The sequence below is a fragment of the Aureliella helgolandensis genome (genome assembly GCF_007752135.1).
GTDB classification, from domain to species: Bacteria; Planctomycetota; Planctomycetia; order Pirellulales; family Pirellulaceae; genus Aureliella; species Aureliella helgolandensis.
The window spans coordinates 3,427,564-3,448,455 of record NZ_CP036298.1; the positions used below are offsets into that span (position 1 = coordinate 3,427,564).

Below are 20,892 nucleotides of genomic sequence, written 5' to 3' on the forward strand. Positions count from 1 at the left end.
TTCAGCTATCTCCGTACCGAGTGCATGCGGCTATTGAGTATATTGGACAGCACCGCGTCCGGGGCATCGCTTGTCCGCACCAGCATGTAGTCACTGTTGGATGCGGCGCACGTGCGCCGCGTCCGATCTAAGAAACGCTCCAGGGCCGCCATATAACCCTCGCGCAGGGCTCGCGGATTGCAGGTCAAATGGTCGCTGCTCTCTAGACCTTCAAACCGCGTCGGATCCGTGAATGGAAAATCCAGCTCATCGTCGTGCAGGAGGTGCAGGACCATTACATCATGTCCCGCTCGCCGCAGTGTATCGATCCCTCTCAAGGCACTTTCCTCCGCACCCAGTAGATCGCTGATCAAGATCATCAGTCCTCGCTTGGGGAACGTTTGCACAACATCTCGAAAGACGGAATCGAGATCGGTTTTGTCAGCCGGGGATGTACTCTCTAGCGAAGCTAGAATATCGGTCAAGTGTTTCTGGCTAGTCCTTAAGGGGACTCTACCACGAATGCGATTATCAAATAGGACACTGCCCACTGCATCTTGCTGCTTCAGGACCAGCAGTGCTAAACAGGCAGCCAGTACCGCCGCATACTCGAACTTCGTCGCCGCACCATGCCCGTAGCTCATACTGGCAGAACTATCGATCAGCAGCGTGCAGCGAAGGTTCGTGTCTTCTTCGTATTGCTTGATCACCAAACGATCTTGACGCGCCCAGACTTTCCAATCGACGTGCCGCACGTCGTCCCCCGGAACGTACTGCCGATGCTGTACGAACTCAACCGACTGCCCAAAATAGGGACTGCGGTGGGAGCCTGATAGAAAACCTTCGACGATCTGGCGGGCCTGCAATTCAAGCCGCTGTACCCGCTTGACCGCCTCAGGAGGCAAAAATCTTTTGGAAGCGGGCATCGCGTGTCAATTCGTCTTCAGCTGTAGGTGTTTCACGGACTAAACGATCGATCACATCATCGGTGGAAATGCCATCGCTCTCTGCCGCAAAGGTCACGACCATGCGATGCCGCAGCACCGGGCGACAGAGTTCTTGAATGTCCTCGACCGTCACGTGGGTGCGACCGTTGAGCAAAGCTCGAGCTTTACCTCCGAGCACCAAGAACTGAACCGCCCGAGGGCCTGCTCCCCAGCCAATTTGATCACGAACGAAATCAGGAACCCCTTCCGACCCAACCCGCGTCTGCCGCACAATGGCCAAAGCGTAACGAATCACATGGTCCGCGACAGGAACGCTACGCACCAAATCCTGCAGTTCCAGGATCTCTTCCCCCGTCAGTACTGCATCGACTTGCGTATTGACTCGAGACGTCGTCCGCCGCGCGACTTCCAGTTCTTCGTCGAATGAGGGGTAGTCGACCAAGACCTTAAACATGAATCGATCTTGTTGGGCTTCGGGAAGCGGGTACGTTCCTTCCTGCTCAATTGGATTCTGCGTTGCTAATACGAAGAAGGGATCGCTGAGTCCATGTCGCACTCGGCCCACGGTAACCTGCCGCTCTTGCATCGCTTCCAGCAAGGCAGCCTGCGTCTTCGGGGGAGTTCGATTAATCTCATCCGCCAAGATCACGTTGGCGAATAGAGGGCCCTCCATAAAGCGTCGCTGCAATGCGCCGCCCGGTTGCTCCTCGATCACCTCGGTGCCGGTGATATCTGCGGGCATTAAGTCAGGGGTAAACTGAATCCGACTGAATGATAAATTGAGTGTCCGAGCCAAAGTGCTGATCAACAAGGTTTTCGCTAGACCGGGAACGCCTTCGAGCAGGCAGTGTCCGCGGCTAAAGATACTGATCAACAGTTCATCGATCACATCCTGTTGACCGACGATGACCTTGCTCAACTGTTGCAGAATACTCTCTCGGGCCGCCTGCAGTTTTTTGATTGCATCCGGAGAAATATCATGGTCTCCACCACTACTTTGGATCATGCAGCTTTCCTAACTGACCAAAGAACTTTAGTTTGTAACCGCTAAGTCTGAAGGAGAATGCGACGAAAAGCTAGCCCCCTCTCTTAGACTTGCAAACCTCCCCCACTGACCAACCGATGCAAGGTTTGGGGAGGCATGCCAGAGCCCCTTTTTCACGGTCCATTCTCGGGGGGATACCAAGCCGCCTGCGGCAAGCCTGCACTGGCCCCCAAGAGTAACTCTAGCTCGTCTTCTAATCCTCGTGACTACTCGCTACAATGCTCCCCATATCGAGTGAACCTGGCAAACTGTTCTGGGCTCTTCCTCTCAGAACGGAACCAGTTTTGCCTGTTCGTAATGCAGAGACGATCGCATCGGATTCAGGCGGGGGACACAACTCCGGGCACTCGAAGGCAAGCATTGGCTAGGTGGTGGAATGGCAGACACACAGGATTTAAAATCCTGAGAGGGGTTTCCCTCGTGCGGGTTCGAGTCCCGCCCTAGCTACTATTTTTGTTTTGTTAAACGAACGGTCGTGCTTCGCTCGTTTCCGCCATTCGGCCCTCAGGCGGGATGCCACAATTGCCGCCTTTCCCTCCTATTGCGGTGAAGACGCGAATTTGATCTGCACCCGGCAGCGCAACCCGGTCCGCATTTTGCGCAGGCTGAAGAGACGACGTCTCTCACCGTCGTGCAAGCTTCTTATTTCTCAGCGCGGTCCCTAAGTCAACTCTCCCCAACACGCATCAATTCACGCGGCGGCGTTCACGCCAAGCCGGATTTTGAAGCCTGCTTCCCGATCGGCAGCAGCCCCGGCCCGTTTGCCGGCTTTCCCTGCCTTAAGGACTCTGGCTCAAACAGCCCATGCCCGGACCGGGCCACTCCCCTTCCAGGGCCACTGCCCAAGCTCCCTGCCCAGAGCTCCGCTGGGGACACTGCCCACTGCCCAGAAGTACCAGGGACACAGCTCTGGAGCGCCCCCCAGCTCTGGAGCGCCCCCGGGACCGGGGACACAGCTCTGAGCGCCCCCTCTGGCAAGATCGCCGAGGTCTAGATCGATACCCGTTTTGCTTACGCGGGTGCGGTTCCGGGCGACGTGGCGAAGAGGCTGAACGTATGGCGTGCCGCGGCAATTCCCCTAGTCACTGCAGAAAGTTTGCTGCTGGCCGCCTGATGGTGCGGACTTGAAGCGTGAGCAGTACCGGAATGCCCTAAAGAGTGGGGAAAGTCATCGCGCGTCAGGCATGTCGTTGGAAGCACGCCCCATAAGAGTTGCATTTGCTCACAGGTAAGGCAAGGTGAACGCCGGCTGGCGAGCTACAGATGATGGGATGCGGCTTCTTCCGTCGGGGAGGTTGCGTTCATATTCTTTCCACGCAAGATGGTATTCATGTCGAAGCGTTCGCCAAATTGCTGGAAACGCAGCCACAAAAGCCTGCAATTGACTGGGGAAGCTTGTGAGAAGCACAGTTCGCGAATGGAAGATTTGCGAATGAAGCTCAAACTCTCGAAATCTCGAGACGAATGCACCTTCGCCGATCCTCACGGTCCTAGCATAAGCACAAGGTAAACACCCAGCCGCGAGTAGCAATTCAAAGATATCACTGCCCAAGAGAAGCTTTCCAGCCGATTCGCGAGCGTGGGAAGAAACGAGTGGCATTGGGGGAAGACGCAGGAGTCGCCCGAACGAGACTGTTGCTTGATCTAGCCCGCCAGTAGCTCACGGGTTTTGTTAGGAAGGTAGAATGGCCCGGACCGCAGTCGACTTCGGAACGCGTCGACGTGATGAGGCCGCCCCGCCACAAGGCGAAAAAGGACGCCGAAATGCTTTACGAGTTGGCACCATGCGGTTGGTTTCATCCCGATGCGTTCTAGAACTGGAGGAGCGTCGGTAGGTGTCATGCCACGTTTGCCCGGTGCAATCTTCCGCGCGGTCCAATCAAGAAGTTCCAGATAGTCAACCGCACTCATGGATGCAAAGCCCTTGTCGCTGCAGCGGTCTTTCCCGTGGCTAGGAAGCGCACCGATTGCATCTCCTTGCTCATCTATTTGAACGGGTGCGAGATAGCGGTTCGGTGCGGATGTTCTCAGACAAGCATGAACGGGAGTGGCGGTGGGAGTTGGCGAACTCTTGGAGGCTTTTGAGAATGGCAGTTCTGGCGAATCGACTGCGTCTGCTGGGCCCGAGGGCTCAGGCTCAACTGCGGTGTGTTCTAACGGAGGGTTCTCTGCGACTGCTGGTCTGCCCTCTTGTGGTAATGAGCGGATGCGCCTTTGGACGGAGGTGAAATCACTCGCTTCTATGGTTTCAGCCAACTCCGCTCGGATTGGATTTAGGTCGACATAGGCGGCAGCGGCCAAGATTGCCTGTTCGTCGATCAGCCGCACTCCTCGAAACCGGCTCTGCCAAAAATGGCCTTCCATGCCATCCTCACGATTGGCACGCTGTGCGATGCGTTGGCACATTAGACGCATCCACCACGAGATGTTACTCAATCGACTACGTATCTCGCTCACCTTGTCTGGATTAAGACGAATTGCATTCAATTCCGCTTCCGAAGGCTCGGCAGCCTTTCCATGCGCATCCTTGCGTATTGGGCAAAGCATTAGCCAGCGTCGAGACACCTCGAGATCGTTCCAGGTTGCTACTACGTCCGGTCGTGATCTCAGTATCAAGTGCATGTGATTGGATAGTAAGCTGAAAGCGATTAGGTCGATTCCAAAGTTGGCCGCTGACTTTTCGAGTTCATCTTCGATCCAACGCTTGCGATGGTCGAAATTCCTACCGCTGGCGGGATCAACTCCAATTAGAAAGCACCGTCGCACCACGCGATTCATAACATGAACCACGGCGATCTCGTCCGCGGTAAATAGTTCGCTTCGCTTTGTTCGAGCCATCGTGGGGCCTCCACGCAACCTGAGAAAACTTGCATGCTTATTAGGAGACGACTGGCGCTGCTGCTCCTTACAACTTTCTGAGATTTTTTCTTGGCGACAGGAAAACTGTTGCAATGCTTTCGAGCAATCGTCATGTCGTTCCACGCGTGGAGGTGTGTCCCCGCAGGCGACTTCTAGGTGGAACGCGATTCCTGCAGCAGCGTGCCTTCTGGAACTGTGAACGGACAGTGGCCCCGCACTGTCGACCACAGGAAGAGGAGTGTCCCCAGGTCGTTCAGCCAGTGCAGTGTCACCTGGGGCGTGGTTAGAGGAGTGCTGTGTCCCCGCGAGGGATGTCCCGCAAGGGAAGTGGGGAGTGTCCCCGGTGGGAAGTGGTGGGCGGTTGGGGAGAGGCCCGTAGGGGGTGCGGTAGGGAAAAAGATGGCAAATTATTGGGTCTAAGGGAGGAGTGTGGTAGAAACGGTGGGGCGGAACAGGTGATAATTGCTGGGATCTTCAAGGACGTTTAAACTGCGCTCTCATTTTCAAGTGCGAACGCATTCCGGGGGCTACCGTTCTTGGGCGCCTTTGGGCGGTTGACGTCATCAGTGCATCAGATGCCTAGCTGGCGTTCCGCGATCGCTGTTGAGTTCCTTGCGACTGGTGTTATTCCCTCGTTTTCCATTGATTTGCTGCATTCCTCCTATGCTCTACACCTACTTTCGAAATTTGTTCGCAATCGCACGCCACACGGGGCTTGCTTGTTGCGCACTGGGACTCACCGCGGCCAACTTAATGGCGGAAGACACTTGGACGCGTTTTCGCGGGGCAAACGGACTTGGGAATGTGCCTAACTGCACTGCGCCGCTACCATGGGATGAACAGTCCGTCGCTTGGACGACTGGCCTGCAAGGTACCGGAAATGGTTCGCCAGTTGTGTACGGAAACCATATCTATTTGATGAGCGCTTCGCCCAAAACGGCTGAAAGATATCTCTGCTGCTACGATTTAAAGTCGGGAGCCGAATTGTGGCGGCAGCCGCTCCAGACCGAGACCCATCATTTACATACACGAAGCAGCTATGCTTCGTGCACGCCGTGCGTCGATGACAAAGCCGTTTATTTTACGTGGGGCTCACCGGCCAACGTGGCAGTGGCTGCCTACACTCACGACGGCGAATTTATATGGCGGCGCGACTTGGGGTATTTCGCAAGTCAGCATGGCTATGGTGCTTCGCCAGCCTTGTTTGGCAACCTGCTGGTACTCTTCAACAGCCAGGCATCAGAGCAACTTCCCCCCGGCGTGAAGCCAGGCAACAGTCGCGTGCTGGCATTAAATTCCGAGACGGGCGAGGACGTGTGGACGTGCCCGATCGCCACCACGCGCGTGTGTTACGGTGTGCCTGCCCAGTTTCACGATTCGCAAAGCGGGCAGGAAGCTCTGCTGTTCAGCGATACCGGCGAAGGCATGTTGGCTCTGTCCCTTGCGAGCGGCGAGCGACTGTGGAATCGCAAACTATTTACGAAACGTTGCGTTTCGAGTCCCATTGTCGTTGGCGATCTCGCGTTTGGCACTGAGGGATCTGGCGGAGGCGGAAACGTGCTGTTTGCCTTGAATCTTAAGTCGCCCGAACACGAAGTCGTCTATTCCGTGCAGCGCTCAGCCCCGTATGTCCCGACGCCAGTCGCAAGAGATGGATTGGTGTTTCTGTGGAGCGATCAAGGCATCGTATCATGCATTACGGCTACTGACGGAAAAGTGCAGTGGACCAAGCGGATCGGCGGAAATGTCTCTTCTTCGCCAGTCATCGCTGGTGATAAGCTGATTGGTGTCGCGGAAGATGGCACCGTGACTATTCTCTCTGCAACGGCAAATTTTGAAGAGATCGGGGCTGTCAAATTGGGAGAAACCATGCGTGCGACGCCTTTGGTTGGTGCGAGCTACGTACTCTTTCGAACGAATTCTAAGTTGGTTTGTGTCGGTACTCCCTAGTGAGTTGGCGAGGACTGCGGACGGACAAGCCTAGCTTGAAGCGAGACGCGCGATCTCAAGCAACTTGCTAGACCTTGACGCCGCGTATACTCCCAGGGCGGAGGAGAGGAGGAGAGGAGCAGCATCGGAAGTTCACGATTTCGCTCACGGGCCGCACGATTGAGAGCGATTGTTTCCGCGTCGCTGCGTGGTGTCGCAGCGCGATAAGAGAAGCAGGACACGCCCCGATCGGTTGTCGAGGCAAACCGCGTCGCTTGAGGACGCGGGCTATCTGATTAGAACACAAGGCCCAAAGCGTAAGCATGGGCACTAGTTCTCGAACGGACTGCTTCTCGAACGAAATGCGGGGGCAGACCGAGGAGCTGGCCTTGAGCGAGCGCAATTCGAATTCTCAACCAAAGTCCTCACCCAGCGGCGCTGGCTGGGAGAGGAGGTTTGGGCTTCGGTAAGCTCGAAGGCTCGGGGCCGAATTACTTCGCGGACCAGAACCAATGAGTGACGGTAACTCCCTGCTCGTTGAGGCTTACCGTCGCCGCCGCTTTACCAGCGGAGCTGAAGCAATCCCAAATCTGCAAGACATCGTTCCCGGTCGGAATGGGGCCAGGGCTAACGAACAGCGGAGCGTCAAGATCACCGGTACTCATCGTGATCCCGTATTCTATCCATGGCCGGAACGCAGCAAACATCGCTGCATAGTCTGCGTAGCTAACCGCGGCGACGGGCATCGTCGGTGTTAGCCAGGCTGGGCGAGTTCGCAAAGGCTTGGGGCGGAGCATGTCCGCTATTTGGCGATCGCTGTAACCGACTACCAAAACGTCTTCGGTGAGTGCTAGTTGCAGCGAAAATCCTTCAAGGGGAACTTCATTATTCAGTTCCGGGTAGAAGTAGCGGGAGCCACCGGCGATCGATTCCTCGGTGGGACGCGGGATCGAATACTCGGGGGGCACAGCATTGGGATTCATTTCACGAACCAAATCAAGAACACGATCCATCAAACCAAACAGTTCCACGCAGCCTTCAATCAACATTTCTCGATTGGTGACTCTGCAGGCGATGGCAACTTCCGGAAGAGGCAGGGGAGGAGTCGCTTTAGGAAAGTTGGGGTTGAGCGTGTCAGTGGACCACTGAGCGGCGATTGAGAGCAACGTCTCTCGTTCCTTGAGGGATGGTGAAATCCTATCGCGATAGATTTCGTATGCCTCTTGAGCTAGTGGCCATGCTTGATCGAACACCAACAGTGCTTTTTCACTTTCTTCGGAATCGGATTCGGCTAACTGGATAATCTTACGGACATGGTAGGGGGCGCGATCCAAAAGATGCTCGAATACTTTCTCAAGCGTCGTCAATGGCTGCTGCTTGATCCCAAACAGTATTATTGGAGCGGTTCCGGCATAATCGAGAATACTCAGTGGTGCTGCATTCGTCATAAATCGATTTTGGCTCCAGTCGTACCCATAACCTTCGTAGCCGGCGTCGGTGGAGGTGCTCCAGGCCAGCATGTCTCCGGAATCGGCTCCCAGTTCTTGGAGTTGTTGGTCCATCCATCTCGCATCTTCTAGGATGTCCTGGTGCCATGCTTGGAGTTCTTCAGGATCACCCAGATCGGAATCGCTACCAAGAGCCAAGCCAAGTTGTGCACCCACTCGTTCGAAATAGCGATGAAAGCTGGCGTTCCACTGAGCTTCCCGCCAACGCTTGGAGGTAAAGGCGATGGAACGCAACTGGCTCGGTTCGACTTCGCTTAACAGCTCCAGATGCTCGTGGTCTAGCAAACTCGTGTCATTCTCACCGACAGCCTGAGCAGCCGCAATGTCTTCGCTCATAACGAGCAGAACCATGTTGGAGCGGATTCCCAGAGTCAGTGAAAGCGAGCGTCCTTCCACGAACTCCATGAATTTTTGGGCGATCTCCGCTTCCTCTTCGTCCATGTTCTCAAAGGCTGCAGCCGGAATGACCGAAGAATTCAGCAACAAAGTGAGAGTTTGGCCATCCTCCAAATCGGCTCGCAGCAGGTTTGCTAAGAGCGGCTGCAATTCTTCAGCTTGCATACCAGCTAAGCGAATGATTGCCTCGAGCGAGTCGAGTAATTGCCTTGCGTTGGCATCGTCGACAATTCGAAAACCTAGTACTGTTGTTGGAATTTGAATGCGATCGAAGTCCGCTTTTGTCAGCCCATTGACATAGCTCTGAATGGCCTCTGGGCCTTCGGACATTTTGCTGGTGAACTCATTCTGGAATTCCAATACGCCTTGAATGGCCTCACACCAGTCGTCACCACCGTAGATGAACATCTCCTGGCTGGCCATCTCTTGCAGCAATCGCAGGACATCCTGAACGATGACATTATCAAGCATGCCTTTAGCTGTCGCCAATTCGCCTTGAGGGTTTTCCCACTGCGTGTTGAACTCAGTTTCTAGCTGCTGGATAAAAGGCACGGCCCGGAGACGCGTGACAAAATTTCCATTTGCAAGTTCACGCCAGCCTGCTTGCATGTTGAGGTTCGTCATGAAGAAAGCGGCATCTTGCGGTGCAAGGGTGAGCGCGGTGTCCGCCAGCGTGATGGCAGGTGCTTCGCTCGTGGCAGTCGCCTGTGCCGACGCCGTTTGTCCGCTGATGCCTGCGATCAACACACCGATAAGCAGGGTGTGCAGCGACCACCCTTGCAGACGCTGGACACTCGCCCGCGTGGTGGTCAAAACACGATACCAAGGCAACAACATTACTAAGTTCTCCCGAGCGAAAAATTGGTTCATAGGACTTAAGTTAAACTACTGCTAGGACATGGTTGGCTAAATCCCAATTGACGAAGGCAATTGGGCCGGTAATTTGGGGGTGGCTTTATTTACTGTAGCTGTTTGATGAACTGAACGTAGTTCGTCCAGTCCCAGCTGTCGATGTTGTGCGTGCCTTCTCGCAAGTGGTAGGAGACGACGCCTATCGAAGCGGTATTCGGCTTTGGGAGGTCCTGCAAGGCCAAGCCCGGTAGCTCAAACCTCTCATAGACCTCGCTTGCCAGTTTGGCAGAAAGGAATTCACCCCGCGGGTCAGCCCATTGGTCTTCCGAAGCGCTGGCAACGTATAGCGGGCGGGGTGCAAGCAAGGCTAACAACTGGTGTTGATCGATGGGCAAGGCTGCTTCATTGCGATTGTATTGCTTGAAATTGCCACAGAACCAGTGAGGGAAAGAGGTGTTGATGCGCCATACGGTCTCTCCGAACGCTCGGCGGCTCAGAGCCGCTCCGCCGCAGCCAGAATCGTTAGATATCGTGGCGGCAAAGCGGGGGTCGGTGGCTCCAGCCCACAGGGATGTCTTGCCAAGTCGAGAATGCCCTATTACGACAACCTTGGATGCATCGACTTGATCAATTTGCTCCATGCAGTCCAGCAAACGCGACAGTCCCCAGCTCCAGGCGGCAATGGATCCCCAGCGATCGGGGGCTTCAGCGGATGGGCGGTGGTCTGGGAAAAGTGCATGAATTCCATTCTCAAACTGGTCGTCAGTATCCGGATCAATCTCACCGTAGTAGGCCGTGGCCAGCCCCAGTCCATTGTCAATTAACAATTCGATCGGCCAGCGTGAACTCGAGCTTCCCCGGCCCTCGTCGGACGCTTGATGGTTGGTCGCACTTTGAGGCTTACTGTCGCGAACCCAACTCTCGGTCAAAAGAATTTCAGGGTCTGCTGCAATCGTGTGATTGCCATGAAAATTCAGCCCTAGGAAAGTGGGTACTGGGCCGGTTGCTTGTGCGGGGGTGTAGAGCAATAGAGTGACCGGCAGTGTTCCACTCTCGGTGGAAATGGTTACCTTCCATTGTTGTCGTATGCCCTTGCCCGCTAAGCAGTGAGCCTGCTCCACTTTTTCGAAAAGCAATTCAAATTCTGAGGTTGGCACGGAGCCAAACATTTGTTCGGTGAAAGTTTGGAGAAGCTGACTGCGACGCGCGTCCCAGGCGGACGGAAAGTCATCTGCTTGAGCGGTTACTTCATCTAGGATAGGAGGCAGCTCATAGTCGGGCACTTGGGATTCGTCGTAGTTTGCAACAAATTTCTCAGACTGAGCCGAGCAAGGACAAGTAGTGAACGAGGTTGCCAACAGGACGACGAACAGCGTGCATAGCTGCGCAGAGCAACCTCTTAAAAATGTCTTCATTGTTTCGTAATCCTATGATTTTGAATGCAAAATGGGTTACGATTGAGTTCGACTCATGGCCCGGCTGTTGGGCGGGGCAAGTGAAACAATCACCATCGTTGCCTTAGCTAAGTTTTCTAAAGTAACAGACAGCGGCAGCGGTCTGGGCACAGTATACCGCTTTCGGTGATCCGCGTTTTGGTCGCAGCCCGTTCCCCATTGAAAACTCGCCTTGATTTCCCCATTTGTTCCTTTCGAAACGGACCCACTTTCAATGCATTTTAGAATTGTCCCAGAGCGTTCCTTGGTAGCTTGCCCGGGTAAGAATTGGCCTTGTGAATCGACGTTCGACGCTTTTAGATTGTTCTGGTGCACCTGCCTGAGCATCTTGACACTGATGGTTTGTGCGCAACCAGTTGCCGCGCAGTTCCGCCTAGAAAAGCATGCTGAGGGAGTGCGTGTCTTCAACGATGGGACTCTGGTTGCCGACTATTTGACCAAGAGCATGAGCAAGCCCATCATCTGGCCACTGGTGGGGCCCACAGGTAAACAGATGACGCGAGCTTATCCCATGGTGGCGGATAGTGAAAATGAAAAGCACGATCATCCCCACCATCGGTCGCTGTGGTTCACGCATGGCGACGTTAACGGTACCGATTTCTGGTTGGAAGGCGGAGAGGGCGGCATCACGGAGCACCTCGAATTCACCCAACTGGAAGACGGAGAGCAAGCGGTTCTCGCCACGCGAAATCTTTGGAAAACGGCAGCCGGCGAGCCTGTCTTAAGCGATCATCGTCGCTTCACCTTCGGTGGGGACAACCACGCGAGGTGGTTGGACTGCGAGATTGTCCTTACCGCTACCCATGGTCCCGTCAACTTTGGAGATACCAAGGAAGGGACCTTTGGGCTTCGCATTGCAGAGTCGATGAAGGTTGATCATGAGGATGGTGGCAAAATCATCAATAGCCATGGAGACGAGGACTCAAAGGCGTGGGGCGTGGCTGCGGAATGGGTGGATTATGTAGGACCCGTGGATGGCGAAACGCTGGGAATCGCAATATTTTGCCATCCGTCGACCTTCCATTTCCCCAACCGCTGGCACGTGAGAACCTATGGTCTGTTTGCGGCTAACCCATTCGGAGTGCACCACTTCCTCAATCAGAAGGACCCCACGGCAGGTGTCGACTTGCCCGCTGGTGAGAAGCTACTCTTCCGCTATCGCGTACTGCTCCATACTGGAAATACTGAAGAAGCGAAGGTCGCCGAGCTATATGGGGACTATGCGAAAACGGAATTTCCAGATTTAGACTAGTGCTGTGCATGAACGTCCGAGAGAACGCCGTTCGTATTACTTCTCACAGGTGCAGCTTAATGCAAGCAGCCTGCTTGCCGCCAGGTGAGCAGGTGAGCAGGTGAGCAGGTGAGCAGGTGAGCGAGAAGGCGTTCTGGTCGATTGACCGGTCAGACCACGGAGCCCTTGTAGCTCGATTCCAATGCGAGGCTCCGCCAGGCCGGTCTGCTTGCTTGCCTGGGGACGCTAATTCCCGGTGACTGGACACTGGCATTGATAGAGGCCGGTTCGCGCTGTGATGAACAAGGTCTTGCGATCCGGGCCGCCAAAGGCGCAATTCGCAGGATGTTCGGGGCACTCAATAATGCCGATGGCGTCGCCATGCGGGCCGAAGACTTGCACGCCTGCAGCACTGGTGATGTAAATATTGCCTTGCGAGTCGACAGCCATGCCATCGCCGCCTCCATTGGTTTGATCTTCCAGCTGCTTGAGGCGGCAGAAAACATGGGCGTTGCCGAGTTTTCCGGGACTCAAGACTTCGTAGGACATCATCTCACTTGCCATCGATGGGATGACGTACAGAGTTTTGCCATCAGGAGAGAGGCCGATACCGTTGGGAGCTTGCAGGTCATCGCCCAGACGAGTTATCTTCCCGGCGGCGTCCCGGTAATAGAAAGCTTCCTTGCCTTGCGGCCAGGGCTCGGGAGCTCGGTAGCGTGGATCGGTGAAATAAATGCCACCAACCTGGTCGAGTGCAAGGTCGTTGCAGGCGTTAAAGCGTTCACCTTGGTATTCGGTCGCTAACGGTTTGACCTGCTTGGAGTGAATATCGATAGCGACCAACTGGCCGTCCATCTGGCAGGCAAGCAGTCGCTGTTCCCCGGCGAAGAGCAGGCCGTTTGCGAAACCAGATGGTTTCAGGAACAACTCGACGTTTCCAGCGGATGTTAAACGCATAATCGATTCTGCTGGAATGTCGGTGAAGTACAGGGAACCGTCCCTTGACCAGGTAGGGCCTTCCACGAATTGGAAGCCCGAGGCAATTTGCTCAACTTTCCCAAACGCCTGTAGATTGGTTAGCGGCTCGCTAGCTGCGGTCGCTTGTTGCTCCGAAACCGCTTGTCCAATCGCCCTTTGGGGTACGCCAAGGCAAAGTAGTGTGGCCAAGCAGGCTAGTGCGAGAGTCTGATTGGATCGTGTGTTCAAGATGCCGTGATACAAGATTTTCACTCCGAGCTAGGGGCGTTTTCAACTGGCTCTCATTGTAGCCGTAGCGCAAGCAGAGTGTGAGCAGATTGGCGCAAGGGGCGTTTCGCTGGGATCAGAAGTTCGCTGGGAGCCGATAACGTGCCCTAGGTGCGAAACTCTCGCTGAGGACCTGACTCGGTAGCGTTCCCAAATTTCGTCCGTCCCTGTTTCCGAATTCCCGTTTCAGGTTTGATTGAAAAAACGGTCGTGAGGGATTGTCGTTGGACGATGGTAGAGGAGTAGTAACGCAGCCCCTCCATGGGAGGGTGTAGCTGCCCAGTGGCGAGCCCGCAACGCAACGGCTTACGGTTGTTTCGCACGTGGACGTCTGGGGTGAATAGCAATTCTGTAAAGCCAGTGGCCAACGCCGGTGCGATCCACAAAACCCCTTCAACGAATACAAGGCCCAACACCGAACCACCGGGCTGCTGGCCGAGTGCAGTGGTGGCAGTATTGCCCAGGCGATGGGATACCTGCGCAGGAGGTCAGGTTTGTCGGATCGCTTCCAGCTTGGTTTCACGGTGGTAATGGGCGGGATGCTCGGTGAGTGCGCTCACTACCTGGGCGGTTGATGACGCCCAATTCTGCCATACGAAGGCGAACGATTCCCTGGGATTCCCTGGGGACACTGCATTCTGGTCGGAATAGGGCTGGTCGGAACCTCACTTCACCCTTACCGTAATGAGCTCGCGCTAGCATTTAAGGGCTTTGCATTAGGGAAGGTTCGTAGGCATAATCTAACCACTTCCTGGCTGCCGACGGAGCGGTAACTGTTCCATCGAATGCATGATATCAGTCCCTTAGCTTATTGCGGTCGAGCATTCACCTCCCCTCCTATTCCAGCAAAACCAATTTCTGCGATGCCACGTTATAACCCTGCCGAAATCGAGCCCAAGTGGCAAAAGTACTGGGACTCTCATCATACCTTTCGCACGCCAGACCTACCGCAAGGTGAAAAGCTGTATGTGTTGGATATGTTCCCATACCCAAGTGGTTCGGGATTGCATGTGGGGCACCCGGAGGGGTACACGGCCACCGATATCGTCTGCCGCTATGCGAGGATGCAGGGGAAGACCGTCCTCCATCCCATGGGATTTGACGCGTTTGGATTGCCAGCGGAAGAGCACGCCATCAAGACGAATACTCCGCCGCGTGTGTCGACGGAAAAGAACATTGCTGAGTTTACTCGGCAGTTGAGGATGCTGGGATTCAGTTACGACTGGGAGCGGACGGTTTCAACGACCGACGTGGATTACTTCCGCTGGACACAGTGGATTTTCCTGGTGTTGTTCGATACCTGGTATGACGCGGAACAGCAGCGAGGAAGACCCATTGCTGAATTGCCGATTCCGCAAAGTGTCTTGGACGAGGGGGAAGCCTCTGTAGCTGCCTACCGCGACTCTCATCGCTTGGCCTATCAAGGGGACGCTTTAGTCAACTGGTGTCCAGCGCTGGGGACCGTTTTGGCGAATGAAGAGGTCATCGATGGCAAGAGTGAGCGGGGAGACCATCCTGTACAGCGCATTCCGTTGCGACAGTGGATGCTGCGGATTACCTCGTATGCAGAACGCCTGATTTCCGACTTGGAGGGTTTGGACTGGTCGCCGGGGATTAAGAAGCTGCAGAGCGAATGGATTGGACGCAGTACGGGGGCGGAGGTCGACTTCTTCCTCGGGGAGGACGGGGAGTTTGCAGCATGGCAGGCAGGTCGCAAGCTGAGTGGCTTTCCACGTGACGCCGGATCCGATTGTCTTCGAGTTTACACGACGCGTCCGGATACCTTGTTTGGCGCCACCTATATGGTAGTTGCACCGGAGCATCCCTTAGTACAGTCGATCACGAGCGACGCGCAGCGTGAGGAAGTTGAAGCGTATTGCAAGTCGGCATCTTTCAAGAGTGATCGGGAGCGTACGGAATCTGAGTCGAGAAAGAAGACTGGTGTTTTCACTGGTGCGCACGCGATCAATCCAGTTAATGGCAGGCCGGTGCCGATATGGATCGCCGACTATGTGTTGGCTAGTTATGGAACGGGCGCCATTATGGCCGTTCCCGCTCACGACCAACGCGATTTTGAGTTTGCTCAGCAGTTCGCGCTGCCGATCATCCCTGTGGTGGATCCGGGGGATGCGAAGGATGTCGTGCGCGAACAAGTGTTGGCAGGGAAAAGTTGTTTTGGTGGGATGGGACATGCCGTCAACTCGGGGAGTCACGATGGCCTGTCCACAGCCGAGCTCAAAAGTCAACTGACGGAGGAGCTGCAGGCAGCAGGGGCTGGGCAAGAGGCGGTGAATTACAAACTGCGAGACTGGCTCTTCAGCCGTCAGCGATTTTGGGGGGAGCCGTTTCCAATTCTGCATGAATTGGATGCTGAGGGGCAGCCGACGGGTGCCATTCGGGCGCTTGAGCCAGAGGAGCTGCCGCTCAACCTGCCGCACCTAGAGGATTACAAGCCGCACGGGCGGCCCGAGCCACCACTGGGGAAATCTCCCGACGAGTGGTTGTATGTTGAGCGAGATGGAAAGCGTTACCGTCGCGAAACGAACACGATGCCTCAATGGGCCGGTTCTTGCTGGTACTACCTGCGGTTTATTGATCCTAAGAACCAGGCCGCTTTTTGCGATCCCGTCAAGGAAAAGGCTTGGATGCCGGTCGATCTGTATGTGGGAGGGGCAGAGCATGCAGTGCTGCATCTCCTGTATGCGCGTTTTTGGCATAAGGTACTGTTTGACCGCGGCTACGTTTCAACCGTCGAACCGTTTCAAAAGCTGGTCAACCAAGGGATGATTCTGGGCGAAGTTGAGTACACGGGGTACCAGCTCAACGAACAATGGATGGGGGCCAACGAGGTTGGAAAGAACGATGCTGGCGAGCTGGCATGTCTGAAAACCAAGGCAGTTGTCGTCTCGGTCAAACTGGAGGAGGCGAGCGTCAAGAAGAAGGGAGATGCCTTTGTCTTGGCCGCTGACGAATCGATTCGGGTCGATAGTCGTGCTCATAAAATGTCGAAGAGCCGTGGGAATGTCGTCAATCCCGACGAAATCGTCCAGGAGTACGGTGCCGATTCACTGCGGCTCTATGAAATGTTCATGGGGCCACTGGAAGCGACCAAGCCCTGGAGCATGTCAGGGGTCAGCGGAGTTCGCAACTTTTTGGATCGCGTCTGGAGGATGTTTGTCGATTACCGGACAGAGGAAGTTGCTCTCATTGATGCGATCCAGTCAGTGGAGCCAACGCTCGAGCAGAATCAAATGCTCCATCGCACCATCGCTTCGGTGACTCAAGCGCTGGATTCCATGAGTTACAACACGGCAATTGCCCGATTGATGGAGTTCGTAAATTTCTTTACCAAAGAGGAGGTTCGGCCCAGGCAGCTTATGGCCGATTTCGTACTGCTACTCTCCCCCTTGGCACCTCACTTGGCTGAGGAGCTGTGGGAATTGCTAGGCCACACCGCTTCATTGGCCTACGAAGACTGGCCCACGTATGATGAGGCCATGACCAAGAGTAGCGAGATTGAGATTCCGCTGCAGGTCAACGGTAAACTGCGTTCGCGGATCACGGTTTCTGCCGAATGCACCAAAGCCGAATTGGAGACCCTGGCGTTGGCAGACGCCCGCATTCAGGAGTTGATTGCTGGCAAGCAGATTGTGAAGACCATTGCCGTGCCGGGACGACTATTTAACGTTGTCGTCAAATAGCAAATTCGTCATGGAAAACCGATGTGGTCCGCCCCTAAGCCACCCGCAGGTCAGAGAGTCAGACTTGGATACCCAATCGTCGTCCCAGGAGGAGCTGCCCGGAGGGGAAGCGACTCTAATCCTATTGTGCACGTACAACGAAGCAGGGAATCTTCCGCGGATGTTCGAATTGCTCGAGCAGCATGTTCCGCAGGCTGACATCTTGGTCGTTGATGACAATTCGCCGGATGGAACCGGCGAGATCGTCCAACGGTATTCTCGTGAAAATCCACGAATCCAGCTGCTGGCGCGGCCTGGTAAGCAGGGGTTGGGGACGGCAACGCGAGATGGCATTCATTGGGGCTTGAGTCGCGATTACCAATTCCTCGTCAACCTGGATGCCGATCACAGTCACGATCCAGGGAGCATTCCAGGTTTGTTGGCCGCCTGCCAGTCGGTCAGTCCATCGGGAAAGGAATATGACGTCGCCATTGGATCGCGGTACGTAGACGGAGGAGGCTTTGAAGGTCTGCCCTGGCATCGGCGGATTATTAGCCAAGCCTTGAACGGGTATGCGACGCGGATGCTGCGTCTGCCAATTCGCGACTGCAGTGGCTCGTTTCGGTGCTATCGGACCGCTACGTTGAGAGAGCTCAACCTACGGAAACTGACTTGCACGGGCTATGGGTTTTTGGAGGAAATACTAGTGGCACTGCGGCAAGTTGGGGCGCAATTTACGGAAGTGCCCATACGCTTTGAAACGCGGCATTTGGGCCACAGCAAGCTAAGCTGGAGCGATGCGTTGGGAGCGCTCGGAGTGATTCACCGCCTAGCCTTCCGGCGGTGAATGTGGTTGGCCTTGGACGCTATCCATTGGCCGCTTTGAGGCAATAGCGGGCCAGACTCATGCCAATGAGCACTGCCAGAATTCCAAGCACGAGATGTGCGGTGGCTAGCGCAGCGGAGACTCCGTGCTTGCCAGATTGCCAGGTGCGGACGAGATCGAGGGCAAAACTGCTGAAAGTTGTTAACCCCCCAAGAAGGCCGACTCGAGCGCCCAGGGTAAGCCAGTGGTTTTGGGTGTCGTGATGGAGCGTTGCGGCAGCTAGTAGGCCGATGGCGAAACACCCCACGGAATTGGCAATAAGGGTTGCGAGGAGCACCCAGGTGGGTGTTAGTGTAGTGGCGCACACCGTTAGTGCGTGACGCAGGGTTGCCCCTGCCATCCCCCCCAGCGCCACTGCGATCCACTCTTTCATACTTATCCTTTCACCCGCGTCAGTTTCCTGTCGTTGGGGGGGCTGTTTTCGGTTGAAGATCCGCCATTGTTCCCTTATTCTTATACCATTCACATGCATCCCGAATCTGCGCCTGAACAGCCTAGGAGAAAAAGGGGCCAAAACGCGAATGGCTCGCAAATTTTGGCTACCGAAGCTTTTAAGCCTGTGATGTGTCCTATCTCTACAACTTTAAATTAATGGATTCATACTACCACAACTTTCCGCGAGCTTTTCCGCGGTTGGGCTGTCTAGTTGGTGAGTGGACCGTCGCGGTGACGGATTTGTGCTATCTAAGACGGCCAAAGGTTAATTCAGCCAAAGGTATGGTTAGTGATCAAGGAGAAATGCAATATGGCAACTGCTGAAACAAAACGTGGTACTGAAGTGATGACCGGAGCTGATATTCTGGTTCAATCGCTTGTGGATCACGGTGTGGAGGTCATATTCGCCTACCCGGGCGGTTGCAGTATGCCGATGCACCAGGCTTTAACGCGACAGTCGGCAAATATTCGGACGATCTTGCCTCGTCATGAGCAAGGCGGCGGGTTCGCTTCGCAGGGAATGGCGCGCAGCACGGGGAAGCCTGCGGTAGTGATGGCCACCAGTGGGCCCGGAGCGACGAATCTGGTGACAGCGATTGCAGATGCCAAGCTGGACAGTATTCCGTTGATTGCCATCACTGGGCAAGTGCCTACGCCTGTCATTGGGACCGATGCGTTTCAAGAGACGCCTATGGTTGAGGTGTGCCGCAGCATTACCAAGCATCACTATTTGGTGACCAGCGTCAACGATGTTGCGCGAGTGATGAAGGAAGCGTTTCATGTGGCGACGACTGGACGACCAGGCCCAGTATTGGTCGATATGCCCAAGGACGTGCAGATGGATAAGTGCAGCGTGGATTGGGAGGTTGCGATGAACCTACCCGGTTACCGCACGAAGACTCCTACCGCGCATCCCGAACAGATTCGTCAAATTGCTGCAGCGATCAAGCATTCGAAGCGTCCGATTTTATACTGTGGTGGCGGAGTGATCGCGTCGGAAGGTTCGGAAGAGCTGAGGACGTTGATTGACAAGACTGGCATCCCCACGACGATGACTGTGATGGGATTGGGATTGTATCCCAACGACAGTGAGCTCTCTCTTGATATGCTGGGGATGCATGGTGCCGCCTATGCGAACTACGCGGTTCGCGACTGCGATCTGCTGATTGCCCTCGGCGTTCGCTTTGACGATCGCGTCACAGGGAAGCTGGAGGCCTTTGCGAAGAATGCAAAGATTATCCACGTCGATATCGATGCTTCGGAACTGAACAAGAACAAAATTGCCCACATTCCCGTTTGTAGTGACGTCAAGTATGCCTTGACCGAGCTCAACAAGATTGTCGAGCCACCCGAAGATATTTCGGATTGGGTGAAGAACTGCAAGCAGCTAAAGCAGAAATTCCCGTTTGCTTATGATGAGTCCTTTGATGGGATTCTTCAACAACATGCCATCCGTGAACTCTCGAACCTGACTCAAGACCGCGAGACCTTCATTACCGTTGGCGTGGGACAGCACCAAATGTGGGCTGCTCAGTTCTACAATTTCCGCAAGCCACGGCAGTGGCTAAGCTCCTCGGGGTTGGGGACGATGGGCTTCGGCTTGCCGGCAGCCATGGGAGTACAGGCCGCGAATCCCAATGCGTTGGTCGTGGACATCGATGGCGATGGTAGTTTTCAAATGAACATTCAAGAGCTGGCAACCCTGTATTGCGAAAAGCTGCCGGTCAAAGTTCTGTTGCTCAACAATCAGCACTTGGGAATGGTCGTGCAATGGGAAGATCGCTTTGAGAATAGCAATCGGGCCCATACCTATCTCGGTCCCATCGATCACGAAGAGGCCAGTGGTAAGGGGGTTACCGATAGTCACGCTATTGTTGAGGATCGCTATCCGAACTTTGTGGATATCGCTAAGGGGTATGGTTGTGGGGCGGCCACGGTCAGCAAGAAGCAAGACCTCCGCGGTGCACTGGAGGAGATGATTAAATACCCAGGCCCGTTCGTCCTGGATGTCATGGTCCCCTATCAAGAGCATGTATTGCCAATGATCCCGGGCGGTAAGACGGTCGACGATATGTTGCTGAAGTAGCCTTGGTGTAGCGGTTGGGGCCAGCGGCGGCGTTTAGGCAACGTGGTTGAGACTAGGTCGTTTAGGCTGACTAAAGTAGTCGCTGCGACAGTCCGCAAACTATTCCACTTCAAGAGCTCAACCCGTAAAACGGTTGAGCTTTTTTTATAGAATGCACGGCGCAAATTCGGTGCTGGGCGGCAATGGGCTCGTCAAAGGCAATGGACTACTGCAGCTTCCTTGCTCGGTCTCGCCGTGATTGGTGATGCAAGCAAAAGATTGCAGGTCCTACCGCTCCCGTTTGGCGCAACGCAAATGGCACCCTTCGTGGTGGGACGCCTTCCGGAAAATGGTGAGGCGGTGTCTGATTCCGTATTGGAG

General features: G+C 55.0%; 12 protein-coding genes and 1 tRNA gene. 6 read left to right on the forward strand and 7 right to left on the reverse strand.

Translation table 11 applies throughout. The annotated features are described in order from the left end of the window. Positions 1 to 5: 5 nt before the first annotated feature. Together Q31a_RS12180 and Q31a_RS12185 are read right to left on the reverse strand one after the other, a co-directional pair. Positions 6 to 905 (reverse strand): DUF58 domain-containing protein, encoded by a 900-nt coding sequence (locus Q31a_RS12180; protein WP_145077929.1) that lies wholly within the window; start codon positions 903 to 905, stop codon positions 6 to 8. Then, entirely contained in the window at positions 874 to 1,932 is a 1,059-nt protein-coding gene (locus tag Q31a_RS12185) for an AAA family ATPase (protein ID WP_145077931.1), read from the reverse strand. The genes Q31a_RS12180 and Q31a_RS12185 overlap by 32 nt, the downstream gene beginning before the upstream one ends. A gap of 401 nt (positions 1,933 to 2,333) precedes the next feature. On the opposite strand from Q31a_RS12185, the gene Q31a_RS12190 reads away from it, so the two are divergent. Next, positions 2,334 to 2,418 (forward strand) — tRNA-Leu (locus Q31a_RS12190). A gap of 1,197 nt (positions 2,419 to 3,615) precedes the next feature. Here the strand turns inward: Q31a_RS12190 and Q31a_RS12200 are convergent. Then, positions 3,616 to 4,809, reverse strand: a complete 1,194-nt coding sequence (locus Q31a_RS12200) for a hypothetical protein (RefSeq protein WP_145077935.1) — start codon at positions 4,807 to 4,809, stop codon at positions 3,616 to 3,618. Between the two features lie 684 nt (positions 4,810 to 5,493). Here Q31a_RS12200 and Q31a_RS12205 point away from each other — a divergent pair. Beyond that, complete coding sequence (locus Q31a_RS12205; protein ID WP_145077937.1) at positions 5,494 to 6,780, forward strand: outer membrane protein assembly factor BamB family protein; 1,287 nt, start codon at positions 5,494 to 5,496, stop codon at positions 6,778 to 6,780. Positions 6,781 to 7,250: 470 nt separating this feature from the next. Here the strand turns inward: Q31a_RS12205 and Q31a_RS12210 are convergent, their stop codons facing one another. Further along, the gene (locus Q31a_RS12210; RefSeq protein WP_145077939.1) at positions 7,251 to 9,533 is read right to left on the reverse strand and encodes a hypothetical protein; all 2,283 of its coding nucleotides are present in this window, start codon (positions 9,531 to 9,533) and stop codon (positions 7,251 to 7,253) included. An 89-nt stretch (positions 9,534 to 9,622) separates the two neighbouring features. After that, on the reverse strand, positions 9,623 to 10,930 hold the full coding sequence (locus Q31a_RS12215; RefSeq protein ID WP_231691170.1) for a glucuronyl esterase domain-containing protein: 1,308 nt from the start codon (positions 10,928 to 10,930) through the stop codon (positions 9,623 to 9,625). 253 nt (positions 10,931 to 11,183) lie between these two features. On the opposite strand from Q31a_RS12215, the gene Q31a_RS12220 reads away from it, so the two are divergent. Next, positions 11,184 to 12,221, forward strand: a complete 1,038-nt coding sequence (locus tag Q31a_RS12220; protein WP_145077941.1) for a DUF6807 domain-containing protein — start codon at positions 11,184 to 11,186, stop codon at positions 12,219 to 12,221. Positions 12,222 to 12,446: 225 nt separating this feature from the next. Here Q31a_RS12220 and Q31a_RS12225 read toward each other — a convergent pair whose 3' ends face one another. Further along, positions 12,447 to 13,421, reverse strand: a complete 975-nt coding sequence (locus Q31a_RS12225) for an SMP-30/gluconolactonase/LRE family protein (protein WP_197356772.1) — start codon at positions 13,419 to 13,421, stop codon at positions 12,447 to 12,449. Positions 13,422 to 14,308: 887 nt separating this feature from the next. Between Q31a_RS12225 and leuS the strand changes: the two genes are divergently transcribed. Beyond that, on the forward strand, positions 14,309 to 17,146 hold the full coding sequence (leuS, locus tag Q31a_RS12230) for a leucine--tRNA ligase (RefSeq protein ID WP_145077945.1): 2,838 nt from the start codon (positions 14,309 to 14,311) through the stop codon (positions 17,144 to 17,146). Between the two features lie 10 nt (positions 17,147 to 17,156). Beyond that, positions 17,157 to 17,972, forward strand: a complete 816-nt coding sequence (locus tag Q31a_RS12235) for a polyprenol monophosphomannose synthase (protein ID WP_145077947.1) — start codon at positions 17,157 to 17,159, stop codon at positions 17,970 to 17,972. Between the two features lie 19 nt (positions 17,973 to 17,991). Here Q31a_RS12235 and Q31a_RS12240 read toward each other — a convergent pair whose 3' ends face one another. Continuing rightward, positions 17,992 to 18,384, reverse strand: coding sequence for a fluoride efflux transporter FluC (locus tag Q31a_RS12240; protein ID WP_197356773.1), 393 nt, complete (start codon positions 18,382 to 18,384; stop codon positions 17,992 to 17,994). A gap of 372 nt (positions 18,385 to 18,756) precedes the next feature. Here Q31a_RS12240 and ilvB point away from each other — a divergent pair, with 372 nt between their 5' ends. After that, positions 18,757 to 20,532: a biosynthetic-type acetolactate synthase large subunit gene (ilvB, locus tag Q31a_RS12245; protein ID WP_231691171.1), complete on the forward strand. Its 1,776-nt coding sequence runs from the start codon at positions 18,757 to 18,759 to the stop codon at positions 20,530 to 20,532. The last annotated feature ends 360 nt before the right edge of the window (positions 20,533 to 20,892 follow it).